Here is a 14,199-nt window from a genome sequence, read left to right on the forward strand (position 1 = left end):
ACATGAGCATCTACAAAAAAAAATCCGTTAACGGCTGGCAACCTCAGCAGTTAACCATCAGGGATGTGAAATTCGCCACATGGATTGCCTTCTTCGCCTGGATTTTTGCCGTTTACGACTTCATTCTTTTCGGCACATTACTGCCGGAAATCGGCGGCCATTTTGGCTGGAGTGAAGTTGAGCAGTCGGAGATTGCCACCTGGGTCGCATTCGGCGGGGCGGTCATCGCCCTGGCCATTGGGCCACTGGTCGACCGGCTGGGGCGTCGCATGGGCATCGTGATTACGGTGGGTGGCGCGGCGCTGTGCTCTCTGCTGACCGCAATCGGCGGCCTGTGGGGCAAAGGCGCGTTAACCGCTATTCGCTCCGTCGCGGGCCTGGGCTATGCAGAGCAGACGGTAAACGCCACCTATTTATCTGAGCTTTATACCGCACTCGACGATCCTAAACTCAACAAGCGCAAGGGCTTCGTTTACAGCCTGGTGCAGGGCGGATGGCCGGTGGGTGCGCTGGTCGCATCAGCCCTGACCGCGATTCTGCTGCCGATCATTGGCTGGCAGGGGAGCTTTATCTTCGCCGCGTTCCCCTCGCTGGTCATTGCGCTGCTGGCGCTCAGACTCAAAGAAACGCCACAGTTTGAAGTGCAGAAAAAAATCAAAACGCTGCGCGAGCAGGGCAAAGAGAAGGATGCCCGTCAGGTGGCTGCCGACTATCTGGTGCCGTATGAAGATCAGCCTAAATCAGGTTTTGCTTCCGCGTTTCGTGGCACCGCCCTGCGTTCGACCTTAGTGCTCGGCATTGCCATTCTGCTGAACTGGTTCGCAATCCAGATCTTTAGCGTGCTGGGCACGACGGTCATCACCAAAACCCACGATGTGTCATTCAACAACTCGCTGCTGATCCTGATTCTGTCGAATCTGGTGGGTTACTGCGGTTACCTGGCGCACGGCTGGCTCGGCGATCGGATTGGCCGCCGCAACACCATTGCCGGAGGCTGGATGCTGGGCGGCGTTGCCTTTGCCGCCATGCTGTTCTGTCCGGACAACTTTGCCATCATCGTTGCGCTATACAGCGTCGGTCTGTTCTTTCTAATTGGACCCTATGCCGCTGCCCTGTTTTTTATCAGTGAAAGCTTTCCTACCGCAATTCGCGCGACGGCGGGGGCGCTCATCATGGCGATGGGACCGGTCGGTGCCATCGTAGCCGGGATTGGTACGACCTCGGTGCTGAGTCAGGGCGGCCACTGGCAGGACGCCGCGCTCTGGTTCGGTGCTGTACCCTGTTTTGTCTCCGGCATCATTATTTTGTTTGCACGACCGGCGGCGCAACTGGATACCCAGGTCAACGCCGCCTCGACTCAGCCTCAGGCTTAAGGACAGCATATGCAGAATGAAAACGGAACGCCGGTCGCCGCTATCAGCGGTGCCGCCAGCGGCATTGGTCTGGCGCTGGCCACGCTGTATGCGCAGCGTGGCGTGCGGGTGATTGCGGGTTATTATCCACAGGATCCGCACGATCCGGCGCTGGCGTCAGCACAGGTGGAAGCCGCAGGCGGAGAAGCTCTCTGGCTGCCGCTCAACGTTGGCTCCACCGTTTCCGTCGATGCCTTTATCGCTCAGGGCGTTCAGCACTTTGGTCGGCTTGACTACGTGGTGGCTAACGCCGGCATTCTGCGCCGCGCAGGCATTAATGAGATGAGCGATGCGCGCTGGGATGAGATGCTGAATGTCGATCTGACGGGCGTGATGCGGCTGTTCCGGGCAGCCGCCGCGCATCTTCATTCCGGAGCCAGCCTGGTTGCCGTGTCATCGATTGCTGGCGGGGTTTATGGCTGGCAGGATCATGCGCATTACGCGGCGGCGAAAGCCGCCGTACCGGGCATTTGCCGGTCGCTGGCGGTGGAACTGGCACCGCGCGGCGTCCGCTGTAACGCCATTATCCCTGGCCTTATCGAAACGCCGCAGTCGCTGGATAAACAGAATTCGCTTGGTCCGGAAGGGCTGGCGAAAGCGGCGCACGCGATTCCCCTTGGGCGAGTCGGCCGGGCGGACGAGGTGGCAAAAACAATCGCGTTTCTCACCAGCGAAGAAAGCAGTTATCTCACCGGGCAAAGCCTGATTGTCGACGGCGGGCTGACCGTCCGCTGGCCTGATTAAGGAGAGAGTATGCAGTTAGCAAGCAAACGCTGCGTTGTCAGCGGGGCGGCCAGCGGAATCGGGGCCGCCATTGCCACGCTGTTCGCCCGCGAGGGCGCACACCTGATACTGACCGACCGGAACAGTGAACAACTGGAGGCCATGGTGACACGCTGTCGCGCCTTGGGGGTACCCTGTTTTGGCGTGGTAGCGGATGTCGGGGAGGTCGGCGGGGCCACGGCGGGCGTGGATGCCTGCCTGGAACGGTTCGATGGGATTGATATTCTGGTTAACAATGCCGGTATGCTCACGCAGGCCCGCTGCACGGATATCACGCTGACCATGTGGGAGCAGATGATGGCGGTGGATTTACGCAGCGTCTTTCTCGCCACCCAACGTGCGCTGCCTTCCATGCTGGCGCAGCGCTGGGGAAGGGTGATCAATATCGCCTCGCAACTGGGAATAAAGGGCGGCGCCGAACTGAGCCATTATGCCGCCGCCAAAGCGGGTGTGATTGGTTTTACCAAGTCTCTGGCGCTGGAAGTCTCCGCCGATAACGTGCTGGTGAACGCGATCGCGCCGGGGCCTATTGAAACCCCGCTAATCGACGGCATCAATCAGGCGTGGAAAACCGCCAAGGCCGCTGAGCTACCGCTGGGGCGTTTCGGCCGGGCAGACGAGGTGGCACCGGTTGCGCTGTTGCTGGCCAGTGAGCCGGGCGGCAACTTGTTTGTCGGTCAGACGCTGGGGCCGAATTCTGGCGATGTGATGCCCTAAGGAGCACGCGATGTGTGGAATGTGCGGATTGCTGGATAATGGGCCGCAGTGGAGCGATGCGCTGGAAAACAACCTGCCTCAGCGTCAGCTCCGCCTGCAGCAGCTGTCGCTGCTTAACCGGGCGCTTAAGCCCTGGCGACTGAGCTTAACCGAGTTTCACACCAGTTGGGTGCTGTCCAGTCCGACGGGGCAGCAGGTCATGGTGAGCTCGCTGGACCTGCTGTGGAAAGAAGCCGAGAAGATGACCCGACGCACTCTCGATCCGCTGGATGAGACCTGGCTGGCGGCGCTTTGATGGCGAGTAACGGAGAGTCCGCGATGCGAAATGAAAAACTGCCGCTGCATATCCTGAGCGGCTTTCTCGGCAGTGGTAAAACCACGTTGCTGAAGGGCTGGCTGACGCATCAGGATCTTAACGATGTTGCGCTGCTGGTGAATGAGTTTGGTGAAGTCGGAATTGATCACCATCTGTTAAATGAAGTGGCGCCGGATACGGTGCTGCTACCCAGCGGCTGCGTATGCTGTCAGATTCGCGGTGAACTGAAAACGGCGCTGCTGGACCTCTACGAACGCCGCACGCGCGGCGAGCTGCCATCGTTTAGTCAGGTGATACTCGAAACTACCGGGCTGGCCGATCCTGCGCCCATTCTGTCTACCTTGCTGCACGATCCTCAGCTTAAGCACCATTTCAGTCAGGGCACGCTGGTGACGCTGGTCGATGCTGAGCACGCCCGTTTACAGTCGGCCCATCAGCCCGAATGGTTAGCCCAGGTGAGCGCGGCTGACAAACTCCTGCTCAGCAAATGCGATCGGATCGATCACGACGGTTTGCTCGCCCTCCAGACCTGGCTTGCCGGTTTAAACCCTCTGGCGGAGCTAGATGATACGCAACATGCGCTGGCCGAACCCGGCCAGTTATTCGCGCTTCGCCTCGCCAAAGGAACGCACGCACAGCGGTTTCGCTGGCTTGGTGCCGTGGGCGATGCCCGCTACAATCTGACTCCCGGACAAAAAACGCATCATCACCCTTTGACCCAGACCTGCGTGATCACGCTGGAAGACGAACTGAACTGGCCCGCGTTTGCTATCTGGCTGTCAATGCTGTTACATAGCCATGGGCAATCGGTCTTGAGAATGAAGGGCATACTGCGTTTTAGCGGCACCAGTGCGCCGGTGGTGATTCACGGCGTTCAGCATACCTTGCATCCGCCCGTGCATATGAACGACTGGCCGGGGGATTTAGACACTTCCAAACTGGTTTTTATTCTGCGCGGACTCGACGCAGAGCGGCTGAAACAGGGATTTAACCGCTTCCAGCAGGCGTTAAAGGACAGGTAAAACGATGAATTCTGCAGCGAAGGTCAACGATCAACTCACTTTACGCGTGCTCGGGACCTCCGTCACGTTGCTCGAAATGCTACGCGTCAGCGCCGAGAAAGATCTGGGCATTCGCATTGAATATTTGCTGCACAGTGTGGAAGATGCCCAGCGCATCGCCGTCATGCAGCCCGAAAGCTATGACCTTTACGATCAGTGGTTCCACAATATTGATTTTGTCTGGCCCGCGCAGGCCATTCAGCCGCTGGAGATTAAACGACTCAAATACTGGGACGAGATCACCCCGCTGGCGAAAACCGGCAGGCTGCGTCCGGATTTGCCGCTCGCTGACGGCAGCGTGCCCTCTGAACGGCTTTATGTGCAGCGCGACAGGCATCTGGGCAGCCATGCCAGCGATCACATCAGCATGTTGCCGCTGACGCACAACGTCGACAGCTTTGCCTATCACGCCGACAGGCTCCCGGCCGCGTTACAGCAGCAGGAGGAAAGCTGGGGATGGCTGTTGCATCCTTCACTAACGGGCCAGGTTGCCTTACAGGAAGATGCGGCAATGGGCGGCATCGATGCGGCGCTTGCCATGCAGGGCGCAGGGCTGGCGCGCTTTACCAACACGGGCAATCTTACGCTCGAAGAGATCGACCTGCTAACGCAGCAACTGGCGCGCCTCAATCGTAACGGGCATTTTGCGGCATTCTGGGCCTCCCAGGATGAAGCCTGCGACCTCATTGCCAATCAGCAGGTGGAAGTGCAAAGCCTGTGGGCGCCCATCTATTTCCGTCATCACTTTCATCAACGTGGCTATAAAATGGCCCGCCCGCGTGAAGGTTACCGCGCCTGGTACGGCGGCATGTCGCTTTCGCGCTGCGCGACCGGCAGAATCAAAGACGCGGCTTACGACTATTTAAACTGGTGGCAATCCGGCTGGCCTGGCGCAGTGATGGCGCGGCAGGGTTACTATATTTCCAACGCGGAACGCAGTCGGGCGCATCTGTCAGATGCAGAATGGGATTTCTGGTACGGCGGCCAGCCTGCGAGAGAGGTGTTACTGGATGCCTGGGGCGCACCGCTGATCCCCCAGGGTGAAGTGCGCGATGGCGGTAGCTACGACGCGCGCATGAGCCATATTGCCGTCTGGAACGCCGTGATGGATGAGCATAACTACCTGACGCGCCGCTGGCAGGATTTTTTACGCGCCAGTTAAAGAACGATCAACGCTATTAACGGCGTCTGGCTAAAAACTGAAGGAAGAAGGCATGCGTACGCGCCGCTCGGCCCGACTACTGATACTCAATGCTTCCCATAACCTGTTGTTGTTTCGTTTTGTGCATACACAGGATGCACTCGCAGGCCAGGCATACTGGGCAACGCCGGGCGGTGGCGTAGAGGAGGGCGAATCCTTCGAGCAGGCGGCGCTCAGAGAACTTTATGAAGAAACCGGTATTCGCCGGACCGATCCTGGCCCGCCCCGAAGAGAGCGCTGCTTTGTCATGACGCTGCCCTCGGGCGAACAGGTGCAGGCACATGAGCGTTTTTTTATCATTACTGTCTCGGGTGACAAAATTGATACCCTGGGTTGGCGTGAAAACGAAAAGTCGGTTATTGCCAGCTATCACTGGTGGTCGATGAATGCACTTAATGACACAACTGAAACGGTATATCCAGGCGATCTCGTTGAAATGTTGACCAGCATGGATTCAGATTCATCTGGGAAGTAGAAAAAATAAATGCTGGAAAAAACTGATTAAGCCAGAAGAGGATCGGTTAACCCGTTTATAGCGATAGGATCATGCGATTACCCAGCCCATAAATAAGACATATCGACGAGAATTGAAAATATAAATAAATGATGTGTTTATTTCTTTCACAGGCTACACATACAGGATGATGACATTACTTTTCATTAAAAATAGCGCTAACACACAGAGGCATCATCAGGAAAACATCCCTTATTCGCGCTACGTTTAAGAGAATGCAAAAAAGGGGTAATGCATCAGATCATGGTCATGTTTCTACATTTCATTACCCAGTTATGTTAAATCAGAGCTCATTGTGTGCGCATTATTTTGCATCACTGCACGATATGTTCGATGCTGATTCTCTTTATACGTTGTCATTGAGGTGAAAGTGAACTTAGTTAAAATCGACCACGTCCACATTTATGTGCATGACCTGGATAAGGCAGAGCGCTGGTATCACGACGTACTGGGGTTTTCACGCGATGAGTCGTTGCTGTTCTGGTTTAAGCAAGGTGGCCCTCTGGTCTTAAAAAATAACGCTGCCGTGATTTCGCTGTTTTTAAGAACACATCAGCCGCCCGGCAATACCGTGGCATTCAGCCTTGAAGCCACGAGTTTTTGTCCGTTACTGCACATTCTGGCAGCGCGATCCATACCTTACACAGTCAGCGATCATCAGGTGTCGATGTCCGTTTATTTTTCCGATCCTGATGGAAATCAGATTGAACTGACGTCTTATGAGTACACAGCTGCGAAGAAAAACCTGGCAAAGTTTCAGGAGAACCTGTGAGAGAATGAATTGGGAGGTCACAACGTCAGATTATAATTCATTAGTTCTCATTCACGACAAAGAAGAAAAGGGCAGCGCGGTTATTCAAGGAATATCGTTGTGATGTAAACAGCTGAAAATATCCGTTGTAAGGTTGTCATTGCAGGTGAACTGACATGTTCCTGAATAATCATCCCTGTAAACGGACCTCCAATGACAATTGTATAAATTTCGCCTTGATCGATTTTGCTGAATTCTGAGGAAAATTTGCTAACCTGGTGCACTAACTTTCATCTGGCAGCGTCAGTTTGGTCTGCATGTCCTGACAAAAAATTAAGATGCGACATGCCGGGACTTTTTTCTAAAAAAACTTACTGCCGCTCCCATACATGGCGCTCTCGGGTAATAAAATGGGCTATATCACTGGCCTCTTTGCCTGTCAGAGTAGTGACCTCATGACTGACGCGATCTTCGGCTCCATGAATAATGCCTTCATCCAGTGATGCCAGAAACTGAGCATAGATCGCGTCCATTCCCGCCTCACGATGCCGTTTAGCTAACTGTTCGACTGTCAACGATATGTGCTCGACAGGATATCCCATTTCCATCGAAATTATATTCGCGACATCGTCATAAGAGAGTGTTTGAGGCCCTGTCAGGATGAAATCTGTATTGGGCGCTTGCGGGGCAAGAAGTGCTGCTACCGCTGAACGAGCAATATCTTCCGCATCAATAAAGCTGACCCGACCGGTTCCTGTGGCCGAATAAATGCGACCTTCTTCTCTAATGGTTTTTTGATGATTTTGCTCAGAAAAATTCTGCATAAACCAGGTCGGACGCAGTACGCACCACTCTGGCGCGTACTTATGAAGAAAGGCATGAATCTGTCCCATTGCCGGCCCCCCTTCTTCCAAAGAAGATGCACTCAGCAGAACAAATCGTTTTACCCCTTGCGCTAATGCCTGACGCAGTACAGGTGGCACGATATAGTGATGATCGCTGGTATGAGTAGGGGCAACAATGTAAACCGCGGAGATCCCTTTGAATAATTCATTAGATACTGGCTGCTGCCAGTCAAAAAAGCGATCTTCAGGTTGAACAGGGCGACGGGTAGCAACCCTGTAAGCTATTCCTTTTGCATCAAGCTGTTGTGCAATACGTTTCCCGGTTTTCCCGGTTCCGCCAATCAATAAAATGGTGGGGAAGTTCACGAGTTCTCTCCTGTATTGGTTTGCTGTCCCAGCGCATTCAGGACAATGAGTGGATTCCAGTAATCACGCCAGTGGCTAATCAAGCCGTCCTGTAAAGTCAGAACGCAAACATATTGTTGGTCGTAGCGGTTTCCGGTTTCCGGAGCGATACCACGACAGCTGATTTCAAGTACAGCCCGTTTAGCGTAGGGATCAATAACGGTGTTGTGCAAGGTCATTGATTCCAGTGAAATCAGGCCTGCAATTTGTGCCAGATGTACAGCCAGTGCTGATTTACCCTTGATTGATGGCACGCTGCCGGGCAGGGCATAGGGAAATTCAAACAAGATGTCGTCGGACATCATCGACAGTAATGTCGGTGTTTCTGGACGCAGATGTTGATACAGCGCCTGACGAACCAGCGTTGTCAGTTCAGGAAAATAATCAGTTTTCAGCGTCATAAGACTTTACCCCTGGAGGACGGAACGATATTGTTCCATCCAATAAGCATGAAGGAGGTTTGGATGGAACGCAACCGTATCGATGAACATAAAAAGCGCAAACCGAGTGGAGCTGCCGTCATACAGGCTTCATTGACGGAGGCGCTTTACCGGGCTCTTTTTCAGGAATGGGCGCTTTGCGGATACAACGGCATTCGCCTTGAAAGGGTCGCAGCACGCGCCGGAGCAGGGAAAGCGGCGATTTATCGCCGCTGGGCGACTAAGCAGGCATTTGCCAGTGAAGCCATCAACCAGACGGGTATTTTGCTGGCCACGGTTGAAGATTGCGGCTCCCTTCAAAAGGATATTTTCGCATTTTTAGTCAAACTGCGAGTGACATTGCGCCATCCTTTAGTTCGTAAAATTCTGCCTGATATCCATGCGGAGAGCGCCAGAAATGGCGAGCTGGCTGCACAGTTGAATGAGCTGGCATCGACACGTCGAAAACTTGGCGCAGCCATTTTCGAACGCGCCATTATGCGTGGTGAGCTGAGCGACAATACAGATATCAATTTTGCTCTGGATTTGCTGCCATCGACGTTGTACTGGCAAATGGTGATCCTGAGAAAACACATTAGTAGCAGAGAGTTAAAAGTTCAGGCTGACGTTATTTTCAATGCAATCAGACAACCTTCAAAAAACAGCGACAGAGGCAGTCATTATCGATGACCGAGCTGGCTTGATCGTCTCAACGCATCGGCCCAGCTCACGCAAACCCAGAAAAGGTGGTAAGCGCGCTGCATCTGGGGATCACAACATAACAGTCCAGGAAAACATCCGCATCTCCTTACTATATTGGTGCTACATGCTTAATGCGCATAATGTATATTATGTTAAATAAGAAATCCCGCCACGTACCCGGTTACACTGCCGGCACCTCACCTGCGTCCCCTCTGGACCTGAAGGCGCGCTACGTGAAAACTGGCGCACACAACCCCTGCGGGTTATACAGAATTCACGTAGCGTTACCTGCCAGGATCTGACTATTGCCCACTCTCAGCTGCACGGCAGCGTCATCACACTCTGTTGTTTACGCGTCATGCGCTTCGACCGTTCAGGCTGCTCTCGCGCGTACTCATCAGCAAGCAATCATAACAACGCGATAAGAATCATCATCCGCACGCAAACTGCCGCTGCACAGATTTCGGCGTTGTAGTTTCAGCACTGTGTTTTCAGCACTGTGTTTTCAGCACTACGGCAGCACGTTTTCCAGTTACGCACTCGCCAGCAAATCGCTTTGCGTTCTTCGCATCAACTTGTTCGGTTCAACGTCACCTGCGCGCCGTATTCACGCGTCAGCCGGCGTGACTGGTAATAAACGGATTTCCAGTATGGGTTATCCAGTGACGAACGAATCACACCTTTGCTGGCCGAGGCATGAATAAACTGGTGGTCTGTGTCATAGAAGCCGACATGCATACCACCGCCGATACGGAAAAACACCAAATCGCCCGGCTGTAAATGTTCCGGCGCTACACGTACGCCCATGTGCAGGAGATCGGCGGTAGTCACGCGGTCCATCGGCATATTAAAGCGGTCATGCAAAGTACGCCAGACGTAACCAGAGCAGTCTACGCCCGACAGTTGCGTACCGCCCCATTGGTACGGTGTGTCATGCCAGGTATGCATTTGGTCATGCAGTGCAGCAACAATAGGAATTAAATCAGGGTCTTGCGTTGAATCCGATGCGGAAACGTCCTCTGGGGCTTCTGAGCGAGGATGATGACTGCAACCGGACATCAGCAATATAAGGCCGGAAAGTAAAAAGAATGAGGTTCTACGCTTCATCGAGTGATCCGCACAGTAAAGATAAAGAGTCAGCAAAGTTAAAGGATTTATAACCTATTCATTCGCTTATAGAAATATCAAAGCTCTGCTTTACTTAACCTTACACTTCGAGCGTCAGGCCCTTCTTATATAGCTCAAAATTTGCGCGGTGGAAACAGAGATTAATAAACAAAATCACGCTGCTACGCGAAATCTGATGGATTACTCCCCTGCCCGTTCCTCAGAATTCACGTAGCGACACCCGGTTTTTGCCCTATCCGTTTTCACTCGGATCCAACCCGCACACCTGCCAGCGCACGGAACTGACGCCTTTTTCCAGGCTGATGCGACTCACCAGACTTTCCAGCTGTCCGGTCATGCTGGGCTGTCCCATCACTTCAGCATTCACTTCCATACGATGTGGCGGATCCATATCTTCGCTATGAAGCGACTGCAGGCGCAAGCCGCTGTTGCCCAGGCTGTGCAGCATCAGGCTGCGTACCTGAACTTCATCCTGAGCCAGACAGACAATTTGCACTTTATAATGTTGCACCGCTTCGTCGGCGGAGACGATGGACTGACGATTAATGCCCAGCGCCAGCTCGCGCAGCAGGATATTGGCGCACAGAATCACCATGCAGCCAATCGCGGCTTCAAGCAATAATCCCATGCTGCACAGCACCCCAACGGCCGCCGTACACCACAAGGTGGCGGCAGTGTTCAGGCCACGAACGTTTAATCCGTCACGCATAATCACCCCGCCGCCGAGAAAACCGATACCGGAAACCACATAGGCGGCAACACGCGTCGCGTCGCTGGCAATGCCCGGCACAGATTGAGTCATAAGAACGAACAAGCAGGCACCGGTGCTCACCAGCGCATTCGTACGCAAGCCGGTCATACGTTGGCGCAGCTGGCGTTCGCAGCCAATCAGCGCGCCAAGAATCAGCGCAGCCGACACGCGCAGTAAAAAGATTTTCCAGTCCATGATAAACCTCTCTCCGCTACGCACGTATGCGCAGTACGGAAAAATAAAGATGAATAAAATGGATTACAGCGGGCGCTGATGCACAGAGCACATCACGTTATGGAGGGAGATTGAGCCGCCATCTTAACGCGCAGTTAAGACAGCCAGAAGACTATCTTACTGCAGAAGCCAGGTGTAATCGTTCGGGACTTGTGTCCAAGGTTGATTGCCTCATGAGTAAAATTCCCGGCGATTATAGCCATCTGAGTAGAGATTTCCACTCAGATGGCCGTTCGTTAAGGTTTGGTTTAGACCAGCAGAAAACCGTTAGCGGCGCGTTGCGCTATCCTCTGGCGCCTCTGTCTGGGCCAGTTCCATCATTACCGGGGTGCTTTTATAGGAAGGAATACCGCTTTTCGTGTCGTAGCTGTCCAGCGGTATGAGTACGTTAGCCTCGGGATAATAAGCTGCGACCGAACCTTCAGCCATGTCATGTACGGCGATGGTGAGATTATCAATACGACGATGCGTTGGGTTTCCGTCAGGATCCAGCGCAATCACATTCACCCGATCGCCCATGCGGACACCGTTTTTTTCCGCCTCATTTTCACTGATAAACAACACATCACGGCGTCCTTTGATTCCGCGATAGCGGTCGTCAAGGCCGTACAGCGTGGTGTTATATTGGTCGTGGCTGCGCAATGTCGTCAACACCAGGTCGTGGCACTTCAGCGAGCGCGGATCTTCATTGATGCCTTCCATGACCAGGAACTGCGCTTTGCCCGACGACGTGTGCCAGACTCGCTCGGAGGCGCCGTTAGGTAAACGAAACCCGCCAGGCTGCTGGAGGCGCTCATTAAAGTTTTCAAAGCCCGGCACCACTTTCTCGATGGCATCGCGAATCAGGCTGTAATCGGCGATCATGCTGTCCCAGTCCACTACCGTGTCCGGCAGTGTGGCTTTCGCCAGGCCGGCAACCAGCGCGGGTTCGGATTTCAGATGCGGTGAGGCGGGATCAAGGGTACCGCGTGATGCGTGCACCATCGACATGGAGTCTTCAACCGTGACGCTCTGCGCGCCGGATTGCTGCCGATCGATCTCTGTGCGGCCTAACACCGGGAACAGATAGCTGTGTTTTGCCAGAAGCAAATGCGACCGGTTCAGCTTGGTGGCCATGTGCACGACCATGTCCAGCTTGCGCATGGCAGGGAACGTCACCTGGGGATCGGACATCGCTTCGGCCAGGTTACCACCGAGGCAGAGCAACGCGTTGATTTTGCCATCCCGTATTGCCTGAACGGCCTGTACCGCACTGTGACCATGTTTGGTCGGTGGCGTAAAGCCAAAGACCTTTTCAAGACTGTTCAACAGGCTTTCGGAGGGAATCTCAGTGATGCCAACGGTACGATCGCCCTGCACGTTAGAGTGACCGCGCAAAGGGCAAATTCCTGCGCCCTTCTTGCCCATATTGCCGCGCAGCAGCAGCAGATTGGCAATCTGCTGAACATTTTGCGTTCCATACTGGTGCTGGGTAATTCCCATGCCGTAGCAAATGATTGTGCGTTCAGCATTGGCATAAAGGTGAGCAATATGCTGGATTTGCTCGCGCGTCATACCGGACACTTTCAGGATATGATCCCAGTCTGTCGCCGCCAAATCGGCTTTTAACGCGTCAATGCCTTGCGTATGTTGTTCAATAAAGGTCTCATCAAGGATGCCAGGGTTGCCGTTCGCTTTAGCTTCATCATCCATCGCCAACAAACATTTCATCACGCCTTTCAGCATCGCGGCATCGCCGCCTACCCGAATTTTATAATAGGTTGAGGCGAGTTCCGTTGAGCTGAGGGTTATCATCTGAACCGGACTCTGTGGCGCGGTAAAACGTTCAAGACCGCGCTCGCGCAGTGGGTTGATGGCGACGATTTTGGCACCGCGTTTTGACACCTCCTGCAGGGTGGCCAGCATGCGAGGATGGTTAGTTCCAGGATTGTGACCGATGCAAATCACCAGATCACAGTGGTCAAAATCATCCAGCTCCACCGTACCTTTGCCGATGCCAATGGATTCGGGCAAGCCTACGCTGGTTGGCTCATGGCACATGTTTGAGCAGTCAGGGAAATTGTTAGTCCCAAACTCGCGGGCAAACAGCTGCCAGAGAAACGCCGCTTCGTTAGAGGCGCGGCCGGAGGTGTAAAACTCCACGCTGTCGGGATCCTGATAACTCCGCAGTCGCTCGCCAATTTCGTTAAAGGCCGTTTCCCATGCAATGGGCTGATAGGTATCGCTGGCGGGATCATACTTCATTGGATGCGTCAGTCTGCCCTCGCCTTCAAGCTCATGGGCATTGCGCTCCCATAGCTCGGTAACGGTATGCGCCGCAAAAAATTCAGGTGTGGTGCGTTTGCTGGTTGCTTCCCAGGAAACCGCTTTTGCGCCGTTTTCACAGAACTCAAACGATGAAGTATGTTTGGGATCGGGCCAGGCGCAGCCCGGACAGTCAAACCCTTCAGGTTGGTTGACCTTGAACAGCGCAATGACATCCTGGGTTACCGCCATCTGTCCGCGAATGGCACCGGCCACTGCTTTTAACGCGCCCCAGCCGCCCGCCGCACCGTCATAGGTATGAATGCCTGATGTGCTCTCTTGCTCTTTCATATTGCTCCACAATCACTGTTATTGGCTTTTCTTTAAGCCTGGTACAGTAATTGCGTTGGTGCGTGGGAACAGTGATGTAAAAGCCAGGATAACTTTTGCTAAATGTTACATGGCTGATTATCGCAGGCAAAAACACACGCTTTCTACCGGCTTTCAGGCATCGGCATTAGTGGCTCGCCGCTGCCGACGGCACCGCTCTGAGCAATATTGCACCTCTTCCCAGCACTTTTCCCACTTTTTGCGCCAGGTCATCGGTTTCTGGCACTGTTTGCAATAGCGAACCGGCAATGACTGTTTATTGCCTTTAAATGTTTTCATTTATCGCTCCTGTGCTCAGGTTAGGCATCAGCATAAAAAGTATAGAC

Annotated in this window: 15 protein-coding genes; 9 read left to right on the forward strand and 6 right to left on the reverse strand. The window is 53.8% G+C overall.

The genetic code is table 11. The features are described 5' to 3' along the window. Positions 1–2: 2 nt before the first annotated feature. From GKC68_RS11105 to GKC68_RS11140, 8 genes are all read left to right on the forward strand, one after another. Positions 3–1,373: an MFS transporter gene (locus tag GKC68_RS11105; protein WP_047715195.1), complete on the forward strand. Its 1,371-nt coding sequence runs from the start codon at positions 3–5 to the stop codon at positions 1,371–1,373. Positions 1,374–1,382: 9 nt separating this feature from the next. Next, positions 1,383–2,156 (forward strand): SDR family oxidoreductase, encoded by a 774-nt coding sequence (locus GKC68_RS11110; protein WP_342656850.1) that lies wholly within the window; start codon positions 1,383–1,385, stop codon positions 2,154–2,156. 9 nt (positions 2,157–2,165) lie between these two features. After that, positions 2,166–2,912 (forward strand): SDR family NAD(P)-dependent oxidoreductase, encoded by a 747-nt coding sequence (locus GKC68_RS11115; RefSeq protein WP_028724296.1) that lies wholly within the window; start codon positions 2,166–2,168, stop codon positions 2,910–2,912. A gap of 10 nt (positions 2,913–2,922) precedes the next feature. Further along, entirely contained in the window at positions 2,923–3,207 is a 285-nt protein-coding gene (locus GKC68_RS11120; RefSeq protein WP_047715192.1) for a hypothetical protein, read from the forward strand. 23 nt (positions 3,208–3,230) lie between these two features. Further along, positions 3,231–4,250 (forward strand): GTP-binding protein, encoded by a 1,020-nt coding sequence (locus tag GKC68_RS11125; protein ID WP_342656851.1) that lies wholly within the window; start codon positions 3,231–3,233, stop codon positions 4,248–4,250. 4 nt (positions 4,251–4,254) lie between these two features. Further along, complete coding sequence (locus GKC68_RS11130) at positions 4,255–5,451, forward strand: signal peptide prediction (protein ID WP_110982883.1); 1,197 nt, start codon at positions 4,255–4,257, stop codon at positions 5,449–5,451. Positions 5,452–5,503: 52 nt separating this feature from the next. After that, positions 5,504–5,965, forward strand: a complete 462-nt coding sequence (locus tag GKC68_RS11135) for an NUDIX domain-containing protein (RefSeq protein ID WP_110982884.1) — start codon at positions 5,504–5,506, stop codon at positions 5,963–5,965. A gap of 409 nt (positions 5,966–6,374) precedes the next feature. Then, positions 6,375–6,776, forward strand: a complete 402-nt coding sequence (locus GKC68_RS11140; protein WP_064367063.1) for a VOC family protein — start codon at positions 6,375–6,377, stop codon at positions 6,774–6,776. A 350-nt stretch (positions 6,777–7,126) separates the two neighbouring features. Here the strand turns inward: GKC68_RS11140 and GKC68_RS11145 are convergent, their stop codons facing one another. Further along, on the reverse strand, positions 7,127–7,966 hold the full coding sequence (locus tag GKC68_RS11145; RefSeq protein WP_342656852.1) for an ergot alkaloid biosynthesis protein: 840 nt from the start codon (positions 7,964–7,966) through the stop codon (positions 7,127–7,129). Next, entirely contained in the window at positions 7,963–8,406 is a 444-nt protein-coding gene (locus tag GKC68_RS11150; RefSeq protein ID WP_342656853.1) for a nuclear transport factor 2 family protein, read from the reverse strand. Before GKC68_RS11150 ends, GKC68_RS11145 begins: the two co-directional genes overlap by 4 nt. Before the next feature lie 63 nt (positions 8,407–8,469). Here GKC68_RS11150 and GKC68_RS11155 point away from each other — a divergent pair, with 63 nt between their 5' ends. Continuing rightward, the gene (locus GKC68_RS11155) at positions 8,470–9,114 is read left to right on the forward strand and encodes a TetR-like C-terminal domain-containing protein (RefSeq protein ID WP_064367064.1); all 645 of its coding nucleotides are present in this window, start codon (positions 8,470–8,472) and stop codon (positions 9,112–9,114) included. A 582-nt stretch (positions 9,115–9,696) separates the two neighbouring features. On the opposite strand, the gene GKC68_RS11160 is transcribed toward GKC68_RS11155, so the two are convergent. From GKC68_RS11160 to GKC68_RS11175, 4 genes are all read right to left on the reverse strand, one after another. Next, positions 9,697–10,233, reverse strand: a complete 537-nt coding sequence (locus GKC68_RS11160; RefSeq protein WP_342656854.1) for an NlpC/P60 family protein — start codon at positions 10,231–10,233, stop codon at positions 9,697–9,699. A gap of 253 nt (positions 10,234–10,486) precedes the next feature. Further along, complete coding sequence (locus tag GKC68_RS11165; RefSeq protein WP_019105205.1) at positions 10,487–11,200, reverse strand: MgtC/SapB family protein; 714 nt, start codon at positions 11,198–11,200, stop codon at positions 10,487–10,489. 306 nt (positions 11,201–11,506) lie between these two features. Continuing rightward, the gene (locus GKC68_RS11170; RefSeq protein WP_263794080.1) at positions 11,507–13,834 is read right to left on the reverse strand and encodes an FdhF/YdeP family oxidoreductase; all 2,328 of its coding nucleotides are present in this window, start codon (positions 13,832–13,834) and stop codon (positions 11,507–11,509) included. Positions 13,835–13,987: 153 nt separating this feature from the next. Next, entirely contained in the window at positions 13,988–14,152 is a 165-nt protein-coding gene (locus GKC68_RS11175) for a DUF2256 domain-containing protein (RefSeq protein ID WP_013025800.1), read from the reverse strand. Positions 14,153–14,199 lie beyond the last annotated feature (47 nt).

The organism is Pantoea sp. RSPAM1, assembly GCF_038816185.1.
GTDB lineage: Bacteria > Pseudomonadota > Gammaproteobacteria > Enterobacterales > Enterobacteriaceae > Pantoea > Pantoea ananatis.

Bases quoted from the DNA above. Each gene is read 5' to 3' on its own strand.
- GKC68_RS11105 (WP_047715195.1), top strand. From the start codon at position 3: ATGAGCATCTACAAAAAAAAATCCGTTAACGGCTGGCAACCTCAGCAG.
- GKC68_RS11135 (WP_110982884.1), top strand. From the start codon at position 5,504: ATGCGTACGCGCCGCTCGGCCCGACTACTGATACTCAATGCTTCCCAT.
- GKC68_RS11120 (WP_047715192.1), top strand. From the start codon at position 2,923: ATGTGTGGAATGTGCGGATTGCTGGATAATGGGCCGCAGTGGAGCGAT.
- GKC68_RS11155 (WP_064367064.1), top strand. From the start codon at position 8,470: ATGGAACGCAACCGTATCGATGAACATAAAAAGCGCAAACCGAGTGGA.
- GKC68_RS11175 (WP_013025800.1), bottom strand. From the start codon at position 14,152: ATGAAAACATTTAAAGGCAATAAACAGTCATTGCCGGTTCGCTATTGC.
- GKC68_RS11160 (WP_342656854.1), bottom strand. From the start codon at position 10,233: ATGAAGCGTAGAACCTCATTCTTTTTACTTTCCGGCCTTATATTGCTG.
- GKC68_RS11125 (WP_342656851.1), top strand. From the start codon at position 3,231: ATGCGAAATGAAAAACTGCCGCTGCATATCCTGAGCGGCTTTCTCGGC.
- GKC68_RS11130 (WP_110982883.1), top strand. From the start codon at position 4,255: ATGAATTCTGCAGCGAAGGTCAACGATCAACTCACTTTACGCGTGCTC.
- GKC68_RS11115 (WP_028724296.1), top strand. From the start codon at position 2,166: ATGCAGTTAGCAAGCAAACGCTGCGTTGTCAGCGGGGCGGCCAGCGGA.
- GKC68_RS11150 (WP_342656853.1), bottom strand. From the start codon at position 8,406: ATGACGCTGAAAACTGATTATTTTCCTGAACTGACAACGCTGGTTCGT.
- GKC68_RS11110 (WP_342656850.1), top strand. From the start codon at position 1,383: ATGCAGAATGAAAACGGAACGCCGGTCGCCGCTATCAGCGGTGCCGCC.
- GKC68_RS11170 (WP_263794080.1), bottom strand. From the start codon at position 13,834: ATGAAAGAGCAAGAGAGCACATCAGGCATTCATACCTATGACGGTGCG.
- GKC68_RS11165 (WP_019105205.1), bottom strand. From the start codon at position 11,200: ATGGACTGGAAAATCTTTTTACTGCGCGTGTCGGCTGCGCTGATTCTT.